This window comes from Gordonia gummivorans (assembly GCF_022513585.1).
In the GTDB taxonomy this organism is placed as follows: Bacteria; Actinomycetota; Actinomycetes; order Mycobacteriales; family Mycobacteriaceae; genus Gordonia.
Genome location: NZ_JAKWBF010000009.1, coordinates 94983 through 117290 on the forward strand (window position 1 = coordinate 94983; position 22308 = coordinate 117290).

General features: G+C 66.9%; 17 protein-coding genes. 3 read left to right on the top strand and 14 right to left on the bottom strand.

What is annotated here, in order from left to right; translation table 11 throughout:
• Positions 1-44 precede the first annotated feature (44 nt).
• Complete coding sequence (locus MKW15_RS09080) at positions 45-452, top strand: pyridoxamine 5'-phosphate oxidase family protein (RefSeq protein WP_240857280.1); 408 nt, start codon at positions 45-47, stop codon at positions 450-452.
• A gap of 109 nt (positions 453-561) precedes the next feature.
• On the opposite strand, the gene MKW15_RS09085 is transcribed toward MKW15_RS09080, so the two are convergent.
• Complete coding sequence (locus MKW15_RS09085; RefSeq protein ID WP_240857281.1) at positions 562-1686, bottom strand: M24 family metallopeptidase; 1125 nt, start codon at positions 1684-1686, stop codon at positions 562-564.
• A gap of 76 nt (positions 1687-1762) precedes the next feature.
• Between MKW15_RS09085 and MKW15_RS09090 the strand changes: the two genes are divergently transcribed.
• Positions 1763-2755: a 5'-3' exonuclease gene (locus MKW15_RS09090; RefSeq protein WP_240857340.1), complete on the top strand. Its 993-nt coding sequence runs from the start codon at positions 1763-1765 to the stop codon at positions 2753-2755.
• A 12-nt stretch (positions 2756-2767) separates the two neighbouring features.
• Here MKW15_RS09090 and MKW15_RS09095 read toward each other — a convergent pair whose 3' ends face one another.
• The 11 genes from MKW15_RS09095 to dop all read right to left on the bottom strand — a co-directional run bounded on the left by MKW15_RS09095 (position 2768) and on the right by dop (position 15013).
• Positions 2768-3778, bottom strand: a complete 1011-nt coding sequence (locus MKW15_RS09095; protein WP_240857282.1) for a DUF4333 domain-containing protein — start codon at positions 3776-3778, stop codon at positions 2768-2770.
• A 162-nt stretch (positions 3779-3940) separates the two neighbouring features.
• Complete coding sequence (locus tag MKW15_RS09100; RefSeq protein ID WP_240857283.1) at positions 3941-6784, bottom strand: DEAD/DEAH box helicase; 2844 nt, start codon at positions 6782-6784, stop codon at positions 3941-3943.
• The gene (gene tatC / locus MKW15_RS09105) at positions 6781-7761 is read right to left on the bottom strand and encodes a twin-arginine translocase subunit TatC (RefSeq protein ID WP_240857284.1); all 981 of its coding nucleotides are present in this window, start codon (positions 7759-7761) and stop codon (positions 6781-6783) included. Before tatC ends, MKW15_RS09100 begins: the two co-directional genes overlap by 4 nt.
• 44 nt (positions 7762-7805) lie before the next feature.
• Positions 7806-8063, bottom strand: a complete 258-nt coding sequence (gene tatA / locus MKW15_RS09110; RefSeq protein ID WP_240857285.1) for a Sec-independent protein translocase subunit TatA — start codon at positions 8061-8063, stop codon at positions 7806-7808.
• Positions 8064-8164: 101 nt separating this feature from the next.
• Positions 8165-9133, bottom strand: a complete 969-nt coding sequence (locus MKW15_RS09115; protein ID WP_240857286.1) for a helix-turn-helix transcriptional regulator — start codon at positions 9131-9133, stop codon at positions 8165-8167.
• Entirely contained in the window at positions 9130-10122 is a 993-nt protein-coding gene (locus MKW15_RS09120; protein WP_240857287.1) for a helix-turn-helix transcriptional regulator, read from the bottom strand. The genes MKW15_RS09115 and MKW15_RS09120 overlap by 4 nt, the downstream gene beginning before the upstream one ends.
• 16 nt (positions 10123-10138) lie before the next feature.
• Positions 10139-11497 carry a Pup--protein ligase gene (gene pafA, locus MKW15_RS09125; RefSeq protein WP_240857288.1) on the bottom strand — a complete coding sequence of 453 codons (1359 nt, stop codon included), beginning with the start codon at positions 11495-11497 and terminating at the stop codon, positions 10139-10141.
• A 45-nt stretch (positions 11498-11542) separates the two neighbouring features.
• Positions 11543-12337, bottom strand: coding sequence for a proteasome subunit alpha (gene prcA / locus MKW15_RS09130; RefSeq protein ID WP_240857289.1), 795 nt, complete (start codon positions 12335-12337; stop codon positions 11543-11545).
• Positions 12334-13155, bottom strand: coding sequence for a proteasome subunit beta (prcB, locus tag MKW15_RS09135; RefSeq protein ID WP_240857341.1), 822 nt, complete (start codon positions 13153-13155; stop codon positions 12334-12336). Before prcB ends, prcA begins: the two co-directional genes overlap by 4 nt.
• Before the next feature lie 62 nt (positions 13156-13217).
• Positions 13218-13409, bottom strand: coding sequence for a ubiquitin-like protein Pup (locus MKW15_RS09140; RefSeq protein ID WP_240857290.1), 192 nt, complete (start codon positions 13407-13409; stop codon positions 13218-13220).
• A gap of 104 nt (positions 13410-13513) precedes the next feature.
• Positions 13514-15013 carry a depupylase/deamidase Dop gene (dop, locus tag MKW15_RS09145; protein WP_240857291.1) on the bottom strand — a complete coding sequence of 500 codons (1500 nt, stop codon included), beginning with the start codon at positions 15011-15013 and terminating at the stop codon, positions 13514-13516.
• A gap of 99 nt (positions 15014-15112) precedes the next feature.
• Here dop and glgP point away from each other — a divergent pair, with 99 nt between their 5' ends.
• Entirely contained in the window at positions 15113-17695 is a 2583-nt protein-coding gene (gene glgP, locus MKW15_RS09150; protein ID WP_240857292.1) for an alpha-glucan family phosphorylase, read from the top strand.
• A gap of 49 nt (positions 17696-17744) precedes the next feature.
• Here the strand turns inward: glgP and MKW15_RS09155 are convergent, their stop codons facing one another.
• Positions 17745-20228 carry an FHA domain-containing protein gene (locus MKW15_RS09155; protein WP_240857293.1) on the bottom strand — a complete coding sequence of 828 codons (2484 nt, stop codon included), beginning with the start codon at positions 20226-20228 and terminating at the stop codon, positions 17745-17747.
• A gap of 98 nt (positions 20229-20326) precedes the next feature.
• The gene (gene arc / locus MKW15_RS09160) at positions 20327-22135 is read right to left on the bottom strand and encodes a proteasome ATPase (protein WP_240857294.1); all 1809 of its coding nucleotides are present in this window, start codon (positions 22133-22135) and stop codon (positions 20327-20329) included.
• Positions 22136-22308: the final 173 nt, after the last annotated feature.

The following is a 22308-nucleotide window of genomic DNA, read 5'->3' on the forward strand; positions in this document are numbered from 1 at the left end:
CGGCGGGTGTGCGGTTGATCTGCGGGAACCGATACCGTTGCCGCATGACCGAACCCACCACGAAGCCCCGACTCGGACCCACCGCGTTGGAGTTCCTCACCGAACGGCACCTGGCGACGATGAGCACCGTTCGCAGCGACGGCACCCCGCACGTGGTCGCGGTCGGATTCACCTATGACCCCGAGACGGGCATCGCGCGGGTCATCACCGTCGACGGCAGCCAGAAGGTGCGCAACGTCGAACGAGCCGGCTACACCGCGTTGACCCATGTCGACGGCCCGCGCTGGATCACGCTGGAAGGCCCGGCCACGGTGCATAGGGAGCGGCCGCGCGTCGCCGAGGCGGAACGGCGCTACGCGGCACGCTACCGCGAGCCGAAGCCGAATCCGCGGCGTGTCGTGGTCGAGGTGCAGGTGCGGCGAGTACTGGGATCGAAGACCTTGCTGGACTGAGTCAGCATCCCACTGTCCGGAAAGCTGGACCTGGGAGACCGACGAGATGCACAGTGCATTTCGGTGGGTTCCCAGGTACAGATTCCCGCAGGCCAGACTTCAAATCGGGTCAGAGAACCGTCAGCCCGTGTGGTCGGGTGTTGAGCGCCTCGCAGCCGTCGTCGGTCACCACCACGATGTCTTCGATCCGCGCACCCCACTGCCCGGAGAAGTAGACGCCCGGCTCGACGCTGAAGGCCATTCCGGACCGGAGCTCGATGTCGTTTCCCGCGACGATGTAGGGCTCCTCGTGGACGGAAAGGCCGATGCCGTGCCCGGTGCGATGGATGAACTTCTCTGCCAGTCCCGCGCCACGGAGCACGTCGCGCGCGGCGGCGTCGACGGACTCGGCGGTGACCCCGGGACGAACCGCTGCGACTGCCTGCTGCTGAGCACTTTGCAGCGCTGCGTAGGCGTCGGCGATCTCGCCGGATGGTTCGGCAAAGCTGTAGGTCCGCGTGGAGTCGGAGTTGTACCCGGGCTCGACGGGACCGCCGATGTCGATGACGACCACATCGTCGGCCGTGATGGTGCGGTCGGAGTACTCGTGGTGGGGGTCGGCGCCGTTGGGTCCCGAGCCGACGATCACGAACTCGGCACCCGTGTGGCCTTCGGACACGATGGCGTCGGCGATGTCGGCGGCCACCTCCCGTTCCGTTCGGCCGACCCGCAACCATTCACCCATCCGGGCGTGCACCCGGTCGATCGCTGCGCCGGCCTCGCGCAACGCATCGATCTCGCTGGTGTCCTTGATCATTCGCAGCTCACGCAGCACCGCGGTGGCCAGTGCGGGGGTCGCGGACGAACGCTGCGCGATCGGCACGACGTGCAACGCGGGCATCGCGTCGGAGACAGCCAGGCGGGGTCGCGCGCCGAGACCGTCGAGCGCGAGCGCGTAGGCGTCCTGACCGTCCACCCAGTCGCATACCTCGATACCGAGATCCCCCACCGCGGAGGCCTTCAGCGACGGCACCTCGAGGCGCGCCACCACGATTCGCGGTGTGCCGCTTGCAGGTATCACCAGGGCCGTCAAACGCTCGAATGTGTTGGCCCGAGAGCCGGTCAGGTATCGCAGATCGGGTCCGGGGCCGACGACGAGCGCGTCGAACCCCGCGTCGGCGGTGAGCTGTGCGGCCCGTGACACGCGGCTGGCATAGACATCGGAGGTGAAGCGCGAATCCCCGGTCGTGGTCATGTCGCAGAGCCTACGCGGTACGTGCGTGACGGATGGTGCCCGTCGATGCGAGAGTGTGGGGGTGACCGATTCGCTGATGCTGCTCGACGGTGCGAGCCTGTGGTTCCGTTCCTTCTACGCCCTGCCGGAAAAGCTGACGGCACCTGATGGCCGCCCGGTCAACGCGGTACGCGGGTTTGTGGACACCATCGCCAACCTGGTGACCCGCGAGCGACCCACCCGGCTGGTCGTGTGTCTGGACCTGGACTGGCGACCCGCCTTCCGGACCGACCTCATTCCGTCGTACAAGGCGCATCGCGTCGCGACCACCGACACCGCCGGCGGCGATCCGGTGGATGTGGAGGAAGTGCCCGACACGCTCACTCCGCAGGTCGACATGATCATGCGCGTGCTGACGTGCGCGGGCATCGCAAGTTCCGGTGCCCTGGGCTGCGAGGCCGACGACGTGATCGGCACGCTCGCCTACGAGGAGGCGCGCGACCCGGTCGTGGTGGTCAGCGGCGACCGCGACCTCCTGCAGGTGGTCGCCGACGATCCCGTCGCGGTCCGCGTCCTCTACGTCGGCCGCGGACTCGCGAAGGCCGAGATGATGGGGCCGGTCGAGGTCGGCGAACGTTACGACCTGCCCACCGACCGCGCGGGTATGGCCTACGCCGAGATGTCTATGCTGCGCGGGGACCCGTCCGACGGTCTCCCTGGTGTCAGTGGCGTCGGCGAGAAGACCGCGGCCAAACTGATCTCCGAATACGGCAGCCTTGACGCGCTCGAAGCGGCCGCTGCCGATCCGGCGTCGAGCATCCCCACACGGGCGCGCAAGGCGATCCTCGCGTCGGCCGACTACCTGTCGGCAGCGCGGACGGTGGTGCTGGTCCGGACCGACGCCGACACCATCGACAGCTGGGCCCCCGACGATGGTTCGAACACCGACGACGCGTCGAACGCTTCCGATGCACTGCCGAGTGAACCCGCCGATCCCGAAGGCCTGGCCGAGCTCATCGTCGAACTCGGGATCGGCGCGTCGGTGAGTCGGCTCGCCAAGGCTCTCGACTGGGACTTCTCCGCGCCCTGATCCAGAGACCTTCTAGGTCTTGGGCCCGGGCCGCGACACCTCGTACTTGCCCTCGTCGTCAAGGACGGTGACGGTGACCTGCTGGTTCTCCTGATCGCCGACGGTCAAGGTGCAGGTGAACGAGGCGCCCTGCTCGATCTTCTGACCCGACGGGCACGACACGTCCTTGACCTCGGTGGCCTGGTAATCCTCGGTCAGCACCTTTTCGACGCCACTTTCCACGGCGGCCTGGTCGAGGGTCTTCGGTGCCCACCCGGGCAGCCAGAATGCGGTCACCACGATCACGATCGCCGCGAGAAACAGCACGGCGCCGCCGATGATCATGGCGAGACGCAGGCCCTTACCCGACGAACCCTGCTTGGCCATCGATGCGAACTGGTCGCCGCCGAACTGTCCGGGGGGCTGCTGGCCCGGCTGGCCGTATGGCTGCTGCCCGTAAGTCGGCTGTCCGAATGACGCCGCGCCATAGCCTGGGGCGCCCTGCGGCTGTCCGGTGCCTTGTGGGCCGGACGGCTGACCGTAGCCTCCGCCCACGTGCTGGGTCGCGTTCGGATCGGTGCCCGGTTGAGCACCGGGGTACTGACCCGAGCCGTACTGTCCCGGCGGAATCTGCTGAGTCGATCCACTCGGTCCCCCACCTTGCGGCGGGGCACCGAAGGTTCCGGGTGCCTGGCCCTGGTGGTACTGACCCGGCATCTGTGTGGGCGCGTACTGTCCCGGAATCTGGCCGCCCGGACCTGCTTGCGGTGGCGGAGGCGCCTGCGGTGCTCCATAACCCGGTTGCTGCGGGTATCCAGGCGGCGGTGTCTGCGATGTCGTGGTCGGCGGGGCCACCGAACCGGGTGCGGGACTCACCGTCGTCGGGTCAGCCGGCGGGCCCTGGGGCGCCGCGGGTTTCGCTCCCCCGACGTTCACGACCTCCGTCTTGCCATCAGTGTTCCCGCCATCAGCGTTGTCCGGACCCGGTTGCCCGCTGCCCGGAACATTCGACCCTCCGGCTGGTGGGTTGTTCGGCTCGCTCATGAGTCTCTCCCCGCTGGCCGCGTCCTCCGACGCCCGTAGTTGCGCGTCGTCCGACGCCTGTGTTTTGACAGTGCACTTCATCCGTGCCACGGATCGCCAAGAACGTTACCCCAGCGCGACACCGCAATCAGCCAAGGACGTCATGTCGGAGGGCAACGTCGTTCAACCGAGTTCGACCGCCACGACCCCGCGCCGGATAGAAGTGACTGCCGAGCGCGCGGTCGATGCAAGTGGGGTGTCGGGTCCGGCGCCGAGCCGTATCTGCTCCAACAGATCGACGACCTGGCGATTCCATCGGACGAAGTCACCGGGCGACAGCAACTGCCCGCGTTCACCCGCGGCCGCCAGCGCCTCGGTGAGCGATCGGCCCATCGCCCACATCGACACGGCCACACTGAAACCCGTGTCGGGTTCGCGGGTGGGTGCGACCTGATGCCGTCGTTCGACATCGGTGACCTGCGACCACACCTCGGCGGTCGCGGCCATCGCGTCGCGCACCCCCGCAGTGCCGGGCATCGAGTCGATGCCGCGGTAACTGTCGCGCCGACTCTCGTACACCAGCGATGCGACGACTGCGGCCAGCTCGTGCGGTGCCAGCCCCTCCCACACACCGGCCCGCATACATTCGGCGACCACCAGATCGCTCTCGCTGTAGATGCGTCCGAGCAGACGTCCGGCGTCGGTGACCCGCACCGTGTCCGGCCCCTTCGCGCCGGCATCGCGATGATCGTCGAGATAGCCGAGCTCGCGCAGCACCGCGACGATGCGATCGAAGGTCACACCGAGCGTCGACGTACGTTCACCAATGGCGCGCTCGGCGTTGACGATGTCGCGGACGAGTCGGTTGCGGCGTTCCGCGAGCCGGAAGAGCTCGTCACCGGGCGGCAGTTGATGGGCAGGATGCGATCTCAGGTCGCGGCGCATCTGTGCCAGCTCGGTGTCGTCGGCCGCTTCCGCGCGACGTTTCTGGCGTCCGCGGGGCGCCTCGATCCCCGTCGACCGAAGAGCCGACGCGAGGTCGCGGCGTCCGCGTCCCGTACGCCGATCGGCGTTCTTCGGCAGCCGCATGTTGCCGAGCACGTCCGGCGGATTCACGAAGTCGCGGATCCCCACCCGGCCGCACCAGGCATCCTCGCTCAGTACCAGTGGTTTGGGGTCCTGCGCTTGCGACGCGGGTTCGATCACCACGGCGAGACCGCGATGGCGACCGTTGGGCACGCCGATCACATGCCCGCGTTTGAGCGCCGCGAGGTCGGCGGCGATCGCGTCGTGGGTGGTGTTGCGCCGCCGGAACTTGAGGTCGCGTTCCCGTTGCCGGATGTCTTCGCGCAACGTCACATACCCGAGGAATCCCTGATACGGGTCGGCGGCACCCTCATCGTCGGCTTCGACCCCGTCCGCTTCGACTGTTCCCGGGTCGATACCGCGCTTGGCCGCCGCCCCGGCCAACTCGACGTCGAGCTTGCGCAGCGCCCGATAGGCGTCGTCGACCTTGCGTGCCTGCCCGACCACCGAACGGTCTGCCTGGAACTGAGCGAACGAGCGGTTCAGCAGTTCCCGCGACCCCGCCATCCCCAGGCGCCCGATCAGGTTGACCGCCATGTTGTATTCGGGCGCAAACGAACTGCGCAGTGGGAAGGTTCGGGCGCCCGCGAGGCCGGCCACCTCCTCGGGGGCGACTTCGGGCGTCCAGACCACCACGGCATGCCCTTCGACGTCGATGCCGCGCCGGCCGGCCCGTCCGGTGAGCTGCGTGAACTCCCCCGGGGTGAGATCGACGTGCGACTCGCCGTTGTACTTGACCAGACGTTCCAGGACCACCGACCGGGCCGGCATGTTGATCCCGAGCGCCAGGGTCTCGGTGGCGAACACCATCCGCACCAGACCCCGCACGAACAACTCCTCGACGGCGTGCCGGAATGTCGGCAGCAAGCCGGCGTGGTGGGCGGCAAACCCGCGTCGCAATCCCGCACGCCATTCGTCGACGCCGAGTACATCGGCATCCGCCGGCGACAGCTCGGTCAGGTGAGCGTCGACCACCGCGTCGACCTGCATCGACTCCTCCGGGGTGAGCAGTGTCAGGCCAGACCGGAGGCATTGCGCCAGTGCTGCATCGCAGCCGACGCGCGAGAAGATGAACCCGATGGCGGGCAGCAGCCCTTCCCGGTCGAGGCGGGCGACGAGATTCGGCCGCGACAGCGCTCGATCGCCGCGACGCTGACGGGTCCGGCCGGAACGACCACCACGACCACGCCGGTCGTGGCCACGGCTGTCGTCGTCGGCAAGCAGGATGCGGTGGCGGATGTACCGTTTGAGCTCCGGATTCACCTGATGCCGACCGGCCCGGGTCGATCCGCCGGGAGATCCGCTGTGTGAACCGTCCGGCGCGAACAGATCGAACAGTCGCGAACCGACGAGCATGTGTTGGGACAGCGGTACGGGCCGGTGCTCGTCGACGATCACCGAGGTGTCGCCGCGTACGGTCTGGATCCAGTCGCCGAACTCCTCGGCGTTGCTGACGGTCGCCGACAGGCTGACCACCCGCACGGACGGCTCGAGGTGCAGGATGACCTCCTCCCACACCGCACCGCGGAACCGATCGGCAAGGAAGTGCACCTCGTCCATCACCACATGCGACAGCCCTTGCAGCGCACGAGAATTCGCATAGATCATGTTGCGGACCACCTCGGTGGTCATCACCACGACGGGGGCGTCGGGGTTGATCGAGCTGTCGCCGGTAAGCAGGCCCACCCGGTCGTGTCCGTGCACCGCCGCCAGATCCGCGTACTTCTGATTGCTGAGGGCCTTGATCGGGGTGGTGTAGAAACACTTGGTCCCGCCCGCCAACGCGAGGTGGACGGCGAACTCTCCCACGATCGTCTTGCCCGCCCCGGTCGGCGCGCAGACCAAGACCCCGTGTCCGGCCTCGAGCGCCTCGCAGGCACGGGTTTGGAATTCGTCGAGGCGAAAGTCGAGTCGCGACGTGAAGTCGTCGAGTTCGGTCACAGGACGTCGTCGAAGGTCTCGGTCGCACGGGTCGACGACCTGCCGGCGACGGGCCCGGCCTCCACACGCGTCGGCCGATCGATCGCCGACCCCGCCGGCGTGTCCTGGGAATCGGGCAGTGCGCTGGCCTCGTCGTCCGACGCCGAGAGCCACTCGGGTCGCTTCTTCGCGCGCCGCTTGTCGGTGATGCGGGCGAATTGGATGGAGAACTCCAGGAGCACGGTGAGAGCGAGGGCCAGTGCGCACATGCTGAACGGGTCGGAACCGGGTGTGGCGAAGGCTGCGAAGACGAACAGGGTGAAGATCAGGCCGCGTCGCCAGGCCTTCAGACGTTGGTAGCTCAGGACGCCGATGAGATTGAGCGCGACGATGAGGAGTGGGAGTTCGAAGCTGACTCCGAAGATCAGCAGCAGGTGCAGCATGAAACTGAAGTACTGGTCACCGGCCAGCGCGGTGACCTGCACATCGTTGCCGACGGTGAGGAGGAACTCGAACGCCTTGGAGACCACCAGGTAGGCGAGGACGGCACCGGTGACGAACAAGACGGCACCAACGGACACGAAGCCGACGGCGTAGCGCCGCTCGTTGGAGTGCAGGCCGGGGGTGATGAACTGCCACAACTGATACAGCCACACCGGGCACGCCAGAACGATTCCGGCCGTCAATGCGACCTTCAGGCGAAGCATGAACTGGTCGAACGGACCGGTGGCCAGCAACCGACACGAATCGTCCGGTGTCAGGGACGCGCGCGAGGAGGCCGGCAGATCGCAATACGGCTCACGAAGAAGATCACCGAGCGACGGCACGAAGAGGAAGCCGTGCGAATACCAGATGAAGCCGATGATCGTGGTGAACACGATCGCGATCGAGGAGATGACCACTCGCGTGCGCAGCTCATACAGATGCTCGACCAACGACATGGTGCCGTCGGGATTGAGCTTGCGTTTGCGGTATCTGGGGTCGAAGGGAATGCGCACTCAGGACCCTGGGATGGACACGGCGGCGTGGCGTGCGCCCAGCCCTATGCCGACTTCTTCACGTCGTCGGTGGTGGTCTTGCCCGCCGCGTCGTCGGTCGCCGCGGGCAGTTCGCGCTGCGCCTCCTTGGTGGATGCGGTCTCCGACGGCTCGTCCTTCTGCATCTCCTTCATCTCGCTCTTGAAGATGCGCAGGGAGCGGCCGAGGCCACGTGCCGCGTCCGGGAGTCGCTTGGATCCGAAGAGGACAAGGATGACCACCAGCAACACGATGAGATGCCAGGGCTGAACTGCGTTGAACATGGTTGTGAACCTCCCGATCCAGGTCTGTTCGCCATGCTACCCGAGGTGGCGTGTCCGCCGACCCGGTCGGGTGAGGACCGACAGATGCGGCAGTCCTCACATCACCGGTAACGCGCCCGAGCAGCGCCCGCCGCGGTCCGGATCCTGGCCGCCGTCGGCTCGTCGTCGAGAAGCCGCACCGCACCGCCGAACCCCAGGAGGAATCGGCTGAGCCACTCCGGTGACCCGTAGACCAGCCGACCGCGCACCGGCAGGGCCGGGTCCGGGCGATTGGCGATGTCCTCGTCGGGTTCGATGAGGTAGTAGTCGAAGACCCAGAGGTGGTCGGCGTCGATCTCGATGTGCGCCTGCGGGAGGTCGGGGTCGTCCTGCAGGACGGGCGAGGAACTCTGGCCCGCCGCCTGCGGTGGCGGCGCGCTCTTCTCTTCCAGTTCCGTCGCGGCGTCGACCCGGTCGAATCGGAACAATCGCACCCCCTCGGACAACCGGCACCAGGCCTCGAGGTAGGTGTGCTGGTCCATGACCTGCAGGCGAATGGGGTCGACCACTCGGTCGGCAACACTGTCCCGGGTGGCCGAGTAGTAGCGCAGCCGCAGCGCGCGGCCATGTTTGACCGCGTCCCGAATGGCTGCGTAGGTGGGGTTCTCCTCGGAATCGGTGTCGACCTCGGCACCCGCCGCAACGGCCGGCCCTGCGGCACCCACGGCCTGTTCGATCTTGGCGATCGCCCGGCGCGCGGCATCCCGGTCGACGACGCCGGGGGTGTCGACGAGTGCCCGCAACGCCACCAGCAGGGTGCTCGACTCCGTCGTGGTCAGACGCAGCGGACGATCCATGCCCGCGGTGAATCCGACGTGGACATGGCCCTCGCTGAATTCGAGTTCGATCAGGTCGTCCGGGTAGTAACCAGGCAAGCCGCACACGAACAGCAGCTCGAGATCCTTGGTGAGCTGTTTGGGGGTGACGCCGAGATCGGCGGCGGCCTGCTCGATCGCGATGCCCCGATGCGCCTGGAAGTACGGCACCATCGCGAGCAGGCGGGACAGCCGAGAGGGTTGAGCCGACATCACGCACTCACCCCCGACAGCCGATCGAGCCCGGCGACCACCTGGTCCCGCAGTTCCGGCGGTTCGAGGACCACAGCACCGCTGCCGACCCCCAAGACCATCCGCGTCAGCGTCGACAACGACCGGATGTCGACGGTCAGCACATCCCCGGGTTCGCCGTCGTAGTCCCCCGGTTCGCTGCCCACCGCGAGCCTCCGCAGGCCCGCTGCACGGTCGGTGGCCACCCAGATCCGCGCGGTGCGGCCGTCGGTTCCGGCGGCGGCGTCGACCGCCGCGCTGACGATCTGCTGCAGATCGGTTCCCGCGGGGACCTTGACCGCGCCGGACGGCCCAACGGAACGCAGATCCGAAATCCGCGACAGTCGAAAGGTTCGGGTGGCGGCCCGGTCCCGATCGTGCCCGACGACATACCAGCGGCCGCGGTGCGTGACGACACCCCAGGGCTCCACTGTGCGCGTGGCGGGCGCAGACGCCGAGCCCGAGCGGTGTGTGAACTCGACCGCCTGCCCGGCGTCGACCGCGGCCAGGAGTGCACCGATCACGACTTCCGAACCCATCGATCGGGCGGCGCCGCCACTGCTGATGCCCAGCTCGTCCTCGGTGCGTACCGGAATGCCGGCCGCCCGCAGTTTGAGTACCGCGGTCTGCGACAGCGTCGAGACCTCGGGGGTGTCCCACAGCGCGGCAGCCATCGCGATGGTGGCCGCCTCCTGGGCGTCCAAGCTCACCTCCGGCAGCTCGTAGCTGTCCCGGTTGATGCGGTAACCCTCGGCGCTGCCCGACATCGGCGATCGCCCGGTGATCAGTGGGATACCCAGGTCGCGGAGCTCGGTCTTGTCACGCTCGAACATCCGGTTGAAGGCCTCGGGCGACTGACCTTCGTCGGAGTAACCGGCGACGTTGTGCCGGATGTACTCGGCGGTGACGAACTGGCGGGTGGCCAGCAGACAGATCACCAGGTTGAGGAGACGCTCGACTTTCGCAGTTGCCACCGGGTCAGGATAGAACTCACATGGAGGCGATCAGTCGATCGACGCGCTCGTCGACGCTGCGGAACGGGTCCTTGCACAGCACGGTGCGCTGCGCCTGGTCGTTGAGCTTGAGGTGTACCCAGTCGACGGTGAAGTCTCGTCCGGCCTTCTGTGCGGCCGAGATGAAATCGCCGCGCAGCTTGGCCCGCGTCGTCTGCGGCGGCTCGTTCACCGCGGTGGCGATGGCCTCGTCGGTCGTCGCCCGGGTGACCAGGCCCTTGCGCGACAAGACGTCGAACACGCCGCGGCCGCGTTTGATGTCGTGGAACGCGAGGTCGAGTTGCGCGATCTTGGGATCGGACAGCTCCATCGAGTACTTGTCCTGATACCGCTGGAAGAGTTTGCGTTTGATGACCCAGTCGACCTCGGTGTCGACCTTGGAGAAGTCGTCGCGCTCCACCGCGTCGAGCATGCGGCCCCACAGGTCGACCACCATGTCCATCTCGGGATCGGGGCGCCGGTTGGTCATGTGCTCGACGGCACGGGCGTGGTATTCACGCTGGATGTCGAGAGCGCTGGCCTGCCGACCGCCCGCCAACCGCACCGGCCGGCGTCCCGTGGGATCGTGGCTCACCTCTCGGATGGCCCGAATCGGGTTGTCCAGCGCGAAATCACGGAAGACGACGCCCGCCTCGATCATCTCGAGCACGAGCGCGGCCGACCCCACCTTCAGCAGGGTGGTCATCTCCGACATGTTGGAGTCACCGACGATGACGTGCAGGCGGCGGTACTTCTCGGCGTCGGCGTGCGGCTCGTCACGGGTGTTGATGATGGGCCGCGACCGGGTGGTCGCCGACGACACGCCCTCCCAGATGTGTTCGGCCCGCTGCGACAGGCAGAACGTGGCGGCCTTGGGCGTCTGCAGCACCTTGCCGGCCCCGCAGATCAGCTGGCGGGTGACCAGGAACGGGAGCAGCACATCCGAGATCCTGGAGAACTCGCCGGCGCGGACCACCAGATAGTTCTCGTGGCAGCCATAAGAGTTGCCGGCCGAGTCGGTGTTGTTCTTGAACAGGTAGATGTCCCCGCCGATCCCCTCGTCGGCGAGACGCTGTTCGGCGTCGACCAGCAGATCCTCGAGGACCAGTTCACCTGCCCGATCGTGGTTGATCAGCTGGATGAGGCTGTCGCACTCGGCGGTCGCGTACTCCGGGTGCGATCCGACGTCGAGGTAGAGCCGAGCGCCGTTCTGCAAGAACACATTCGACGACCGACCCCACGACACCACCCGACGGAAGAGATATCGGGCAACCTCGTCCGGGCTCAGTCTGCGATGACCGTGGAAAGTACACGTGACACCGAATTCGGTTTCGATGCCCATGATTCGACGCTGCACCTGCTCAACCCTACCCGTGCGTGCGGTCGCCGGGGCGGTGCGACGTCACGCCGACTCGTCCGGTGTCGGCGAATCCGCGGCGTCGGTAGACGTCTGGTCCTCGGTCGGTGCTTCCTCGGACTTGTCGCCGGGCAACAGCGCGTCGACCGCTGACGATGTCAGTCGTTTGAACGCACGACGCGGACGATTGCGATCAAGGATCGCCACCTCCAGGTCACCCGCAGCGAGGACACGCGGCTCCGCGGGAGCGCCGTTGCCCGAGTCGGCCGGCGTGGCCAGCGCGCCGACGGCCACCGCCACCGCACCGGCCAGGTCGAGGTCGGGCTTATAGCTCTCCTTGAGCGCGGCCGCGATCGGTTCGGTCGCACCGCCCATGACCAGAAATCGTGTCTCGTCGGTGATCGAACCGTCGTAGCTGATGCGATACAGCTGCGACGGTCGGGGTTTGCCCGGCTTGGCGACCTCCGCGACGCACAACTCGACCTCGAAAGGCTTTGGCTGCTCGGTGAACACACTGCCGAGGGCATTCGCGTAGGTGTTGGCCAGCGACAGCCCCGACACGTCGGCGCGGTCGTAGCTGTAGCCGCGCATGTCGGCGAGCTGGATACCGGCTTTGCGCAGGCTCTCGAACTCGTTGTACTTGCCCACCGCCGCAAACCCGATGCGGTCGTAGATCTCGCTGGTCTTGCGCAGCGTGTTGGACGGATTCTCGGCGACGAACAGCACGCCGTCGGCGTAGGTGAGGATCACCACGCTTCGTCCGCGAGCGATTCCCTTGCGCGCCAACTCCGAGCGGTCGCGCATGATCTGCTCGGCACTGGCGTAATACGGGAACGTCATCGGGCACCCCCTTCATGCTCGGCTGCACGCCGTTCGACGATCGCCCGGGCCGCCGACTCGATGGCCGCCGCGTCCACTTCGCGTGCACCCTGGGCATCGACGACCGTCGCCAGCGGGAAGATCTTGCGCACGATGTCGGGCCCACCGGTCGCCGAATCGTCGTCGGCAGCGTCGTAGAGCGCCTCGACCGCGATCGCCAGCGCCGACTCCTCGTCGAGGTCGTGTCGGTAGAGCTTCTTCAATGACGACTTCGCGAAGACCGAGCCCGAACCGATGGCCTGATAGCCACCGAACTCCTCGTGCCGATCGCCCGCGACATCGAAGGAGAAGATCCGGCCACGCTCGGACGGGTCGTCGTGGTCGATGTCGTAGCCGACCAGCAGCGGCACCGCCGCGAGTCCCTGCATCGCCGCACCCAGGTTGCCCCGCACCATCGTGGCGAGCCGAGAAACCTTGCCGTCCAGGGTGAGTGGAACGCCTTCGATCTTCTCGTAGTGCTCGAGTTCGACGGCGAACAGCCGCACCATCTCGATCGCGATGCCGGCTGTACCGGCGATACCGGCCGCCGAGTACTCGTCGGTGATGTAGACCTTCTTCACGTCGCGCGTGGCGATGAGATTGCCCATCGTGGCGCGGCGGTCACCGGCAAGAACAACGCCGCCCGGATAGGAGACGGCGACGATCGTGGTGCCGTGTGGGATGTCGTCGGTTGCGCCGGTGAATCCACCCATCGCTTCAGCCCTGGACTGCGGCAGCTGATCCGGCGCGTGGGCACGCAGGAACTCGGTGAACGACGAGATGTCGGCCCCCAGCGACAGACCTGAACGAAGTGAAGACGACCGTGAAACCGAACCGCGTGAAAACCAACCGGGGTTCTCGCTCACTGGCCGCCCTTCTGCACATATGCGCGCACGAAGTCCTCGGCGTTCTCCTCGAGCACGTCGTCGATCTCGTCGAGCAGGTCGTCGGTGTCCTCGGCCAGCTTCTCGCGACGCTCTTGACCCGCACCACCCTCGGGACCCAGATCACCGTCGTCGTCGCCACCACCGCGCTTGGTCTGTTCCTGCGCCATCTGCCACTCCTCACTCCGGCCCCGGCTTCGCCGCGGCGTAAATCCACCCTACCGGTGGCCGCGGCGTAACGGCGCCCTTAACACGAGCGTTGGGTTCGTCTCGGTTACGTGGTCAGCTGATCGACGAGTTCGGATGCGGAATGGACCGAATCCAGGAGCGCTCCGACGTGGGCCTCGCTGCCCCGCAACGGTTCGAGAGTGGGTATCCGGACCAGCGAGTCGCCGCCGAGGTCGAAGATCACCGAATCCCAGCTCGCCGCGGCGACATCGGCACCGAACCGGCGCAGACATTCACCGCGGAAGTAGGCGCGGGTGTTGCGCGGGGGTTCGGTGATCGCGGCGAGCACCGCGTTCTCGTCCACCAGACGCTTCATCGAACCCCGCGCCACCAGCCGGTTGTACAGACCCTTGTCGAGCCGGACGTCGGAGTACTGCAGGTCGATCAGCTGGAGACGCGGTGCCGACCACGACAATCCCTCGCGCTGACGGAACCCCTCCAGGATCCGCAGCTTCGCCGGCCAGTCGAGGATGTCGGCGCATTCCATCGGATCGCGTTCGAGACGGTCGAGGACGTCGGCCCACGTCGCCAGGACGTGCGCGGCCCGTTCGTCGTCGGAATGCTCACGGTCGTGGAAGGCCTGGCAACGCTGCAGATACTCGCGTTGCAGTGCGAGCGCGGTGACCTCGCGGCCGTCGGTGAGCGCTACCGTCGTCGTGAGCGTCGGGTCGTGACTGATGGTGTGCACGGCTTGCACCGGGCGGGCGAGTTCGATGTCGGAGAAGTCGACACCCGCCTCGATCAGATCGAGGACGAGCGCGGTCGTGCCCACCTTCAGATAGGTGGCGGTCTCGGCGAGATTCGCGTCGCCGATGATCACGTGCAGGCGGCGGTATCGCTCCGGGTCGGCGTGCGGTTCGTCGCGCGTGTTGATGATGCCCCGCTTGAGGGTGGTCTCCAGACCGACCTCGACCTCGATGTAGTCCGCACGTTGCGACAGCTGATATCCGGCCTCGTCGCCGGACTGCCCGATGCCCACCCGCCCCGATCCGGTGATCACCTGCCGAGACGCGAAAAAGGTGGTCAATCCGGCGATGACGGCGGTGAACGGCGTCTCTCGCGCCATGAGGTAGTTCTCATGAGTGCCGTACGACGCGCCCTTGCCGTCGATGTTGTTCTTGTAGAGCTGGAGGCGGGGTGCCCCCGGCACGCTCGCGACGTGGCGTGCCGCAGCCTCCATCACGCGCTCGCCCGCCTTGTCCCAGATCACCGCGTCGAGCGGGTCGGTCACCTCGGGAGCCGAGTACTCGGGATGCGCGTGGTCGACGTACAGGCGCGCCCCGTTGGTGAGGATCATGTTGGCCGCGCCGATCTCGTCGGCGTCGATGATCGGGGCCGGTCCCGACCCTCGCCCGAGGTCGAAACCGCGCGCATCACGAAGCGGCGACTCCACCTCGTAGTCCCAGCGCGTCCGCTTCGCGCGGGGCACACCGGCGGCCGCCGCATAGGCAAGAACGGCCTGTGTTGACGTCATGATCGGATTCGCGGTCGGGTCGCCCGGCGCCGAAATTCCGTACTCGACCTCGGTCCCGATGATTCGCTGCATGCCAAGAGCCTAATTGTTCATCTCGGTGCGTCGAATCTTAACCCGTCGCTACGCTCGTCCCGGTCGCAGGGACCGTCTGACCTGGGTACCGTCTACGCCGTGAAAGCATTCCGCCGGTTCAACGTTCGCGTGCCCCTCCCCCCTCAACTCGCCGACCTGGCCGGCCTCGCCAACAACCTTCGATGGGTGTGGCACACACCGACGCAGGAGTTGTTCGCCACCATCTACCCGGAACGCTGGGCTGCGACCGGTGATCCGCTCCGGGTGCTCGCCGACGTCGACACCGAGCGCCTGCACGAACTGGCCGCCGACACCGAGTTCTGCGAACGGGTCACACAACTGCACGCCGACCTCGACGACTACATCGCCGCACCTCAATGGTTCGGTGACTATCGGTCGGCGGGAAACACTGTGCCGGAAGGCATTGCCTACTTCTCGATGGAGTTCGGCATCACCGAGGTGCTGCCCATCTACTCGGGTGGCCTCGGCATCCTGGCGGGTGACCACCTCAAGGCAGCATCCGACCTCGGATTGCCACTGATCGGCGTCGGCCTGTTCTACCGCTCCGGCTACTTCCGGCAGAGCCTGTCGCACGACGGCTGGCAGATCGAGCGCTACCCGGTCAACGACCCCGGGGCCCTGCCGCTGACGCTGCTGGCCGACGATTCCGGTCCGGTCATCGTCCGCGTCGCCATGCCCGGCGATCGCGCCCTCCACGCACAGGTGTGGATCGCGACCGTCGGTCGGATCCCGCTGTTGCTGCTCGACTCCGACATCTCGCTCAACGACGAAGAGCTCCGCGCCGTCACCGACCGCCTGTACGGCGGCGACCAGGATCACCGCATCAAACAGGAGATTCTGCTCGGCATCGGCGGCGTCCGGGCGCTGCGCGAGTACGTCCGCATCACCGGTCGCGCAGAGCCGACGGTGTTCCACATGAACGAGGGCCATGCCGGTTTCCTCGGCGTCGAACGGGTGCGAGAACTCGTCGACGGCGGTGCGGGCCTCGATTTCGACACGGCGGAGGCGGTGGTCCGGGCGTCGAACATCTTCACCACCCACACGCCCGTCCCCGCGGGAATCGACCGCTTCCCCACCGACCTGGTTCGGTACTACCTCGCCGTCGGCCCCGACGGGCAGTCGCGACTGCTGCCGGGTCTCGACGTCGGCACCGTCCTCGAACTGGGCGATGAGTCCGATCCCGGTGTCTTCAACATGGCGCACATGGGATTCCGGCTCGGCCAGCGCAGCAACGGGGTGTCGCAGTTGCACGGCGAGGTCAGCCGCGAGATGTTCGCCGACCTCTGGCCCGGATTCGACGCCGCCGAGGTGCCGATCGGGTCGGTCACCAACGGCGTCCACGGCTTCACCTGGGTATCGCGGGCATGGCGGGAGCTGGTCGGCGCGGACGAGGACTCGGCCGGCGACCAGTACGCGGCGCTCAGTGTCGCCGACCTGTGGCAGACGCGGGAAGAACTGCGCGGCCAACTCGTCGACGAGGTACGCCGCCGTGCGCATGCCAGTGGCCGCGACCGTGGGTTCATCGACGCCGAATTGGGTTGGACCGCAGACATCTTCGACCCGTCCGCGCTGACGATCGGTTTCGCGCGCCGCGCCGCCACCTACAAGCGGCTCACGCTGATGCTGCGCGATCCCGACCGTCTGCGACGTATCCTGACCGACCCGGAGCGCCCCGTTCAGTTGGTTATCGCCGGCAAGGCGCATCCGGCCGACGATGGCGGAAAGGCGTTGATCCAGCAGGTCGTGCGTTTCACCGAGGACCCCGAGCTGCGCGACAAGATCGTCTTCTTGCCCGACTACGACATCTCGATGGCCCGGCACATCTACGCCGGCTGCGACGTGTGGCTCAACAACCCGGTACGCCCCATGGAGGCGTGCGGAACGTCGGGCATGAAGTCGGCACTCAACGGCGGACTCAACCTGTCGATCCTCGACGGCTGGTGGGACGAGATGGCCGACGGCGAAAACGGTTGGGCCATCCCATCGGCGGAAGGCGTCACCGACGAGTACCGTCGCGACGACCTCGAGGCAGAGGCACTGTATTCGCTGCTCGAGGAGTCGGTGATCCCCCTCTTCTACAACCGCACCACCGACGGTGTCCCCGAGCGCTGGGTGGAGATGGTCCGGCACACGCTGAGCAAACTCGGCCCCAAGGTGCTCGCCTCCCGCATGGTGCGCGACTACACCACCCAGCTCTACTGCCCGGCCGCCGCGTCGTTCACGGCAGTGTGCGCCGACGACTACAAGGTCGCCGCCGACCTCGCCGCGTACCGGTCACGTCTCAATCGCAGTTGGTCGTCGGTCATGATCGCCGGCGTCGAGGACGACAAGGCCGACGACGGTCTGCTCGTCACCGCGCACGTGGCGTCGGGGGCACTGTCTCCCACGGAGGTCAAGGTCGAGGCGATCCTCGGCCGGGTCACCGACGAAGGCGACATCGTCGACCCGCACTTCGCGATCATGTCGCCTGCAGCCCAACCCGATTCGTCGGGGCGGTCGGTGTTCTCGGCCACCTTGGAACCACGCTCGTCGGGGCTGATCGGCTACACCGTGCGTGTCCTGCCCGCTCATCCGGCATTGAGCGACGACGCCGAACTCGGATTGGTGCGCTATCCCGAGGTCTCCGCAGGCGTGACGACCTCGTTCACCATGCCGTCCTGACGGGAACAGTCACCCGGCGGAATGACCGCCGGGTGACTGGACCGACTGATCAGCGGGCCTTCTTCAGGCGCAGCTTGGAGTAGGTGATGCCGGCCAGGATCGCGCCGATGATCACCAGCACGAGCATCGCCAGCGCGAAGTTGGCGAAGGTCGACTCCCACAAGCCGTTGCCGGCGGCCTGGGGTGCGTAGGAGTTGATGTAGGTCAGGTCCACCGAGCCTGCCGACGCCACGTACCCCCAGAAGGACGGGAAGATCCACGAGATCTGTTCCAGGCCCGGCTTGTCGAGAGCGAACAGGCCACCGCAGAACACCAGCTGCACCATGATCACGATGACCAGCGGTGGCATCACCTGCTCATTGGACTTCACCATCGACGAGATGGCCAGTCCGACAAGGGTCGACACGCAGGCCAGCGCCGCGATCGAAATCACCAGGTCTATCGGCGGGCTGATGAACGGTCCGCCGAACTCGGGTATGCCGCGGCCCGCAAAGCAGATGGCGACCATCACGATGCTCTGCAGAACGGCAGCAGTGAAGAACACGAGGATCTTTGCCCACAGGTAGGCGCCCGGTCGGAGGCCGACCGCGCGTTCGCGTTCGAAGATGTCGCGCTCACCCACCAGATCGCGCACGGTCAACGCGGCGCCCATGAAGGCAGCCCCGACGACGAGCACGACCAGGATCTGCACCGCCTCACCGGCATCCTTGGGTGGCGGCACGCCCGGTGGATGGTTGGGATCGCCGACGAGCCCAAAGCCGTTCGAGCCGGGAATCACCAAAGTCAGCGCACCCAGCACCACCGGCAGCAGAACCAGGAATGCGAGATACCCGACGTCGGCGAAGATCAGTCGGACCTGTCGGCGCGACACGGTGCTCGACTGACGCAGGAAACTGGTGTGCGGTATCGGGATCGGCGGTCCGGGTGGACGCATCGGTGGCGGAGGTCGGCGGCGGCGGCGATTGCGGTCGAGGAACCGCATGTGGGCGGTGTCGGGTTGATCGGCGACAAAGGAGAAGATCTCGGCCCAGTCGTCGGTGCCCATCGCGCCGCGGACCTGTGCCGGCGGTCCGCAGAACGCGGTCTTGCCGCCCGGGGCCAACAGCAGCACCTGGTCGCACATCGACAGGTAGGTCAGCGAGTGGGTCACCACCAACACCACGCGGCCGGCATCGGCGAGGCGGCGCAGCGTCGCCATCACCTGACGGTCGAGCGCCGGATCGAGCCCCGACGTCGGTTCGTCGAGAATCAGCAGCGACGGACCGGTGAGCAACTCCATTGCCACCGAAGCACGCTTCTGCTGGCCACCGGAGAGTTTCTCCACCCGGGTGTCGACGTGCTCGGTGAGTTGGAGCTCGGACAGGACACCGTTGATGACGTTGTCGCGGTCGGCCTTGCTGAGGTCGGGTGGCAGTCGCAGTTCTGCGGCGTAACGCAGAGCCTGACGCAGGGTCAGTTTGTGGTGCAGCACATCCTTCTGCGGCACCATTCCGATACGGGTGCGCAGGGCGTCGTACTCGGCGTGGACGCTGCGGTTCTCGAAGGTCACCTGACCACTGGTGGGCGCGTTGAGACCGGCGACGATCTTGGACACGGTGGACTTACCCGCGCCCGACGGTCCGATGATGGCGGTCAGCGTGCCCGGGCTGGCGCTGAACTCGACGTCGGCCAGCAATTGCTTCCCGCCGTCGACCACCAGACTGACGCCGTGCACATGGACACCGCCGGCCACCGCTTCGCGAGCCTGACCGCGGATGAGGGTGCCGCCGGACACCACGAAGTCACTGTTACCGATGGTCACCACGTCGCCGTCGGTGAGCTGTGCCTGGCCCACCCGTCGCCCGTTCACGAAGGTGCCGTTGACGCTGTTCAGGTCGGCGATGACCAGCCCGGACTGCCCGGTACTCACCCGGGCGTGGTGGCGGGAGGCCAGCACGTCGCTGACGACGATGTCGTTGTCCGGGGTACGACCGATGGTCTGGACACCGCGCAGCGAGATCGACTCACGAGCGGGCGGGGTGTCGGCGCCCGGCAGTCGGTACACCGCCGACACGTTCTGTTGGAGTGACTGCAGGTGTGGTGCGTTGCGCAGTTCCTGCGGCATCGGTTCGACGCCGTTGTCGCGGGAGTACGTTCCGGGCGCGGGAACGCGCATCGGCATGCTGCCCGACCCCGGGCCGGCCGGCGGACCGGGACGAAACCCACCGGACGGCGGGGGCGGGCCGCCAGGCCCCACCGGGTCCAAGGCGAGATCGAGGACCGGGCCGGTCACCGCGTCGCCGATACGCACCTGAACCGGGCCAGACACGGTCAATTCCGGGATGCGTCGACCGTTCAGATAGAAGCCGTTGGTCGAACCGGTGTCGACCAGACACCACGCAGTGACGCGCCACTCGAGCGCCAGATGATGCCGCGACACCATCGGGTGGTTGATCACAATGTCGTTGTCGGGGGTGCGGCCGATCGAGATCCGTTGGCGGTCACCGATCGGGTGCACCTGACCGCCGTCGACGGTCACGCGCCCGCGCGTCATGGACATACTGTTCATCACCGAATGACTCTAGTGCCTGATCGCGAGGTCCACACCGCACCTGTCGGCCGGTCGGCCGACCCGCGTGTCGCGCCGCTCGACTACAAGTACTGGCCGGTGTTGGTCTCGGTGTCGATCGCGCGGCTGGCACCCGAACTCTTGCCGGTGACCAGGGTGCGGATGTACACGATCCGCTCACCCTTCTTGCCCGAGATACGGGCCCAGTCATCGGGATTGGTGGTGTTCGGCAGGTCCTCGTTCTCCGCGAACTCGTCGAGGATCGAGTCGAACAGGTGCTGGACCCGCAATCCCGGCTGACCGGTCTCGAGCTGCGACTTGATCGCGTACTTCTTGGACCGGTCGACCACGTTCTGGATCATGGCGCCCGAGTTGAAGTCCTTGAAATACATGATCTCCTTGTCGCCGTTGGCGTAGGTGACCTCCAGGAACCGGTTGTCGTCGCTCTCGGCGTACATGCGCTCGACGACCCGCTCGATCATGGCGTTGATGCAGGCCGTCCGGTCGCCGCCGAACTCGCCCAGATCGTCGGCGTGCACGGGCAGTTCTTCCACCAGGTACTTGGAGAAGATGTCCATCGCCGACTCCGCGTCGGGGCGCTCGATCTTGATCTTGACGTCGAGGCGGCCGGGCCGCAGGATCGCCGGATCGATCATGTCCTCGCGGTTGGAGGCGCCGATCACGATGACGTTCTCCAGGCCCTCGACACCGTCGATCTCGCTGAGCAGCTGCGGCACAACAGTGGTCTCCACGTCCGACGAGACGCCGGAACCGCGAGTCCGGAAGATCGAGTCCATCTCGTCGAAGAACACGATCACCGGAGTGCCTTCCGAGGCCTTCTCGCGTGCCCGCTGGAAGATCAGGCGGATGTGCCGCTCGGTCTCGCCGACGAACTTGTTGAGGAGCTCGGGACCCTTGATGTTGAGGAAGTAGGACTTCGCTTCCTTCGCGTCGTCGCCGCGCGCCTGCGCGATCTTCTTGGCGAGCGAGTTGGCCACTGCCTTCGCGATGAGGGTCTTGCCGCAGCCGGGCGGGCCGTACAGCAGGACGCCCTTGGGCGGACGCAGCGCGTAGTCGCGGAACAGGTCCTTGTGCAGGAACGGGAGTTCGACGGCATCACGGATCTGCTCGATCTGGCGGCCGAGACCACCGATGTCCTCGTAGCCGACGTCGGGAACCTCCTCGAGGACCAGGTCCTCGACCTCGGCCTTCGGGACGCGCTCGAACGCGAATCCGGCTTTGGTGTCGATCAGCAGCGAGTCACCGGGACGCAACTTGCGCCGCTTGCCGTCCTCGCCGTCGACGTCACCGAGCAGCGGTTCGGCGAGCCAGACCACGCGCTCCTCGTCGGCGTGCCCGACCACCAGGGCCCGCTGGCCGTCGCCGAGTACCTCGCGCAGTGTGCTGATCTCGCCGACCGTGTCGAACTCACAGGCCTCGACGATGGTCAGGGCCTCGTTGAGGCGCAGCGTCTGACCCCTGTGCAGGGTCTCGGTGTCGATGTTGGGCGAACACGTGAGCCGCATCTTGCGCCCGGAGGTGAACACGTCGACCGTCGAGTCGGCTTGCACCTCCAACAAGATCCCGTAGCCGCTCGGCGGCTGTCCGAGGCGGTCGACTTCCTCTCGGAGCGCCACCAACTGCTGGCGGGCGTCCTTGAGGGTGTCGAGAAGTTTGGCGTTGCGCACGGTGAGGTTGTCGACACGTTCCTGCAGCGCGTGGACATCCCCGGCGGGTGTGTCGGCTGCAGGCCTGCCGAACGGCGCGCGCTCGCTCCCGCTGCGTGGCAGCGGCGGGGTGTAGGCAGGAGTGAAATCCTCGTCGGATGCACTTGCGCTCTCGGGAACCCTGCGGTCACCCGTGGGGGCATCGTGGCGGTCAGATTCGGTCATTGCTGACTCCTCTCCCCGGCAATCATCCGATCCCTCGATCGAATGCTTGCGCCGTGTCTCCACGCTACCGGGAGCGCTCGTAAATCGCCCTCCACCGCGCGAATGGTGATGTTGACGGTGTGTTAAATATGCGTCTTCTCAACGTATTCGCGATGTTTCGACGCGAAACCGAT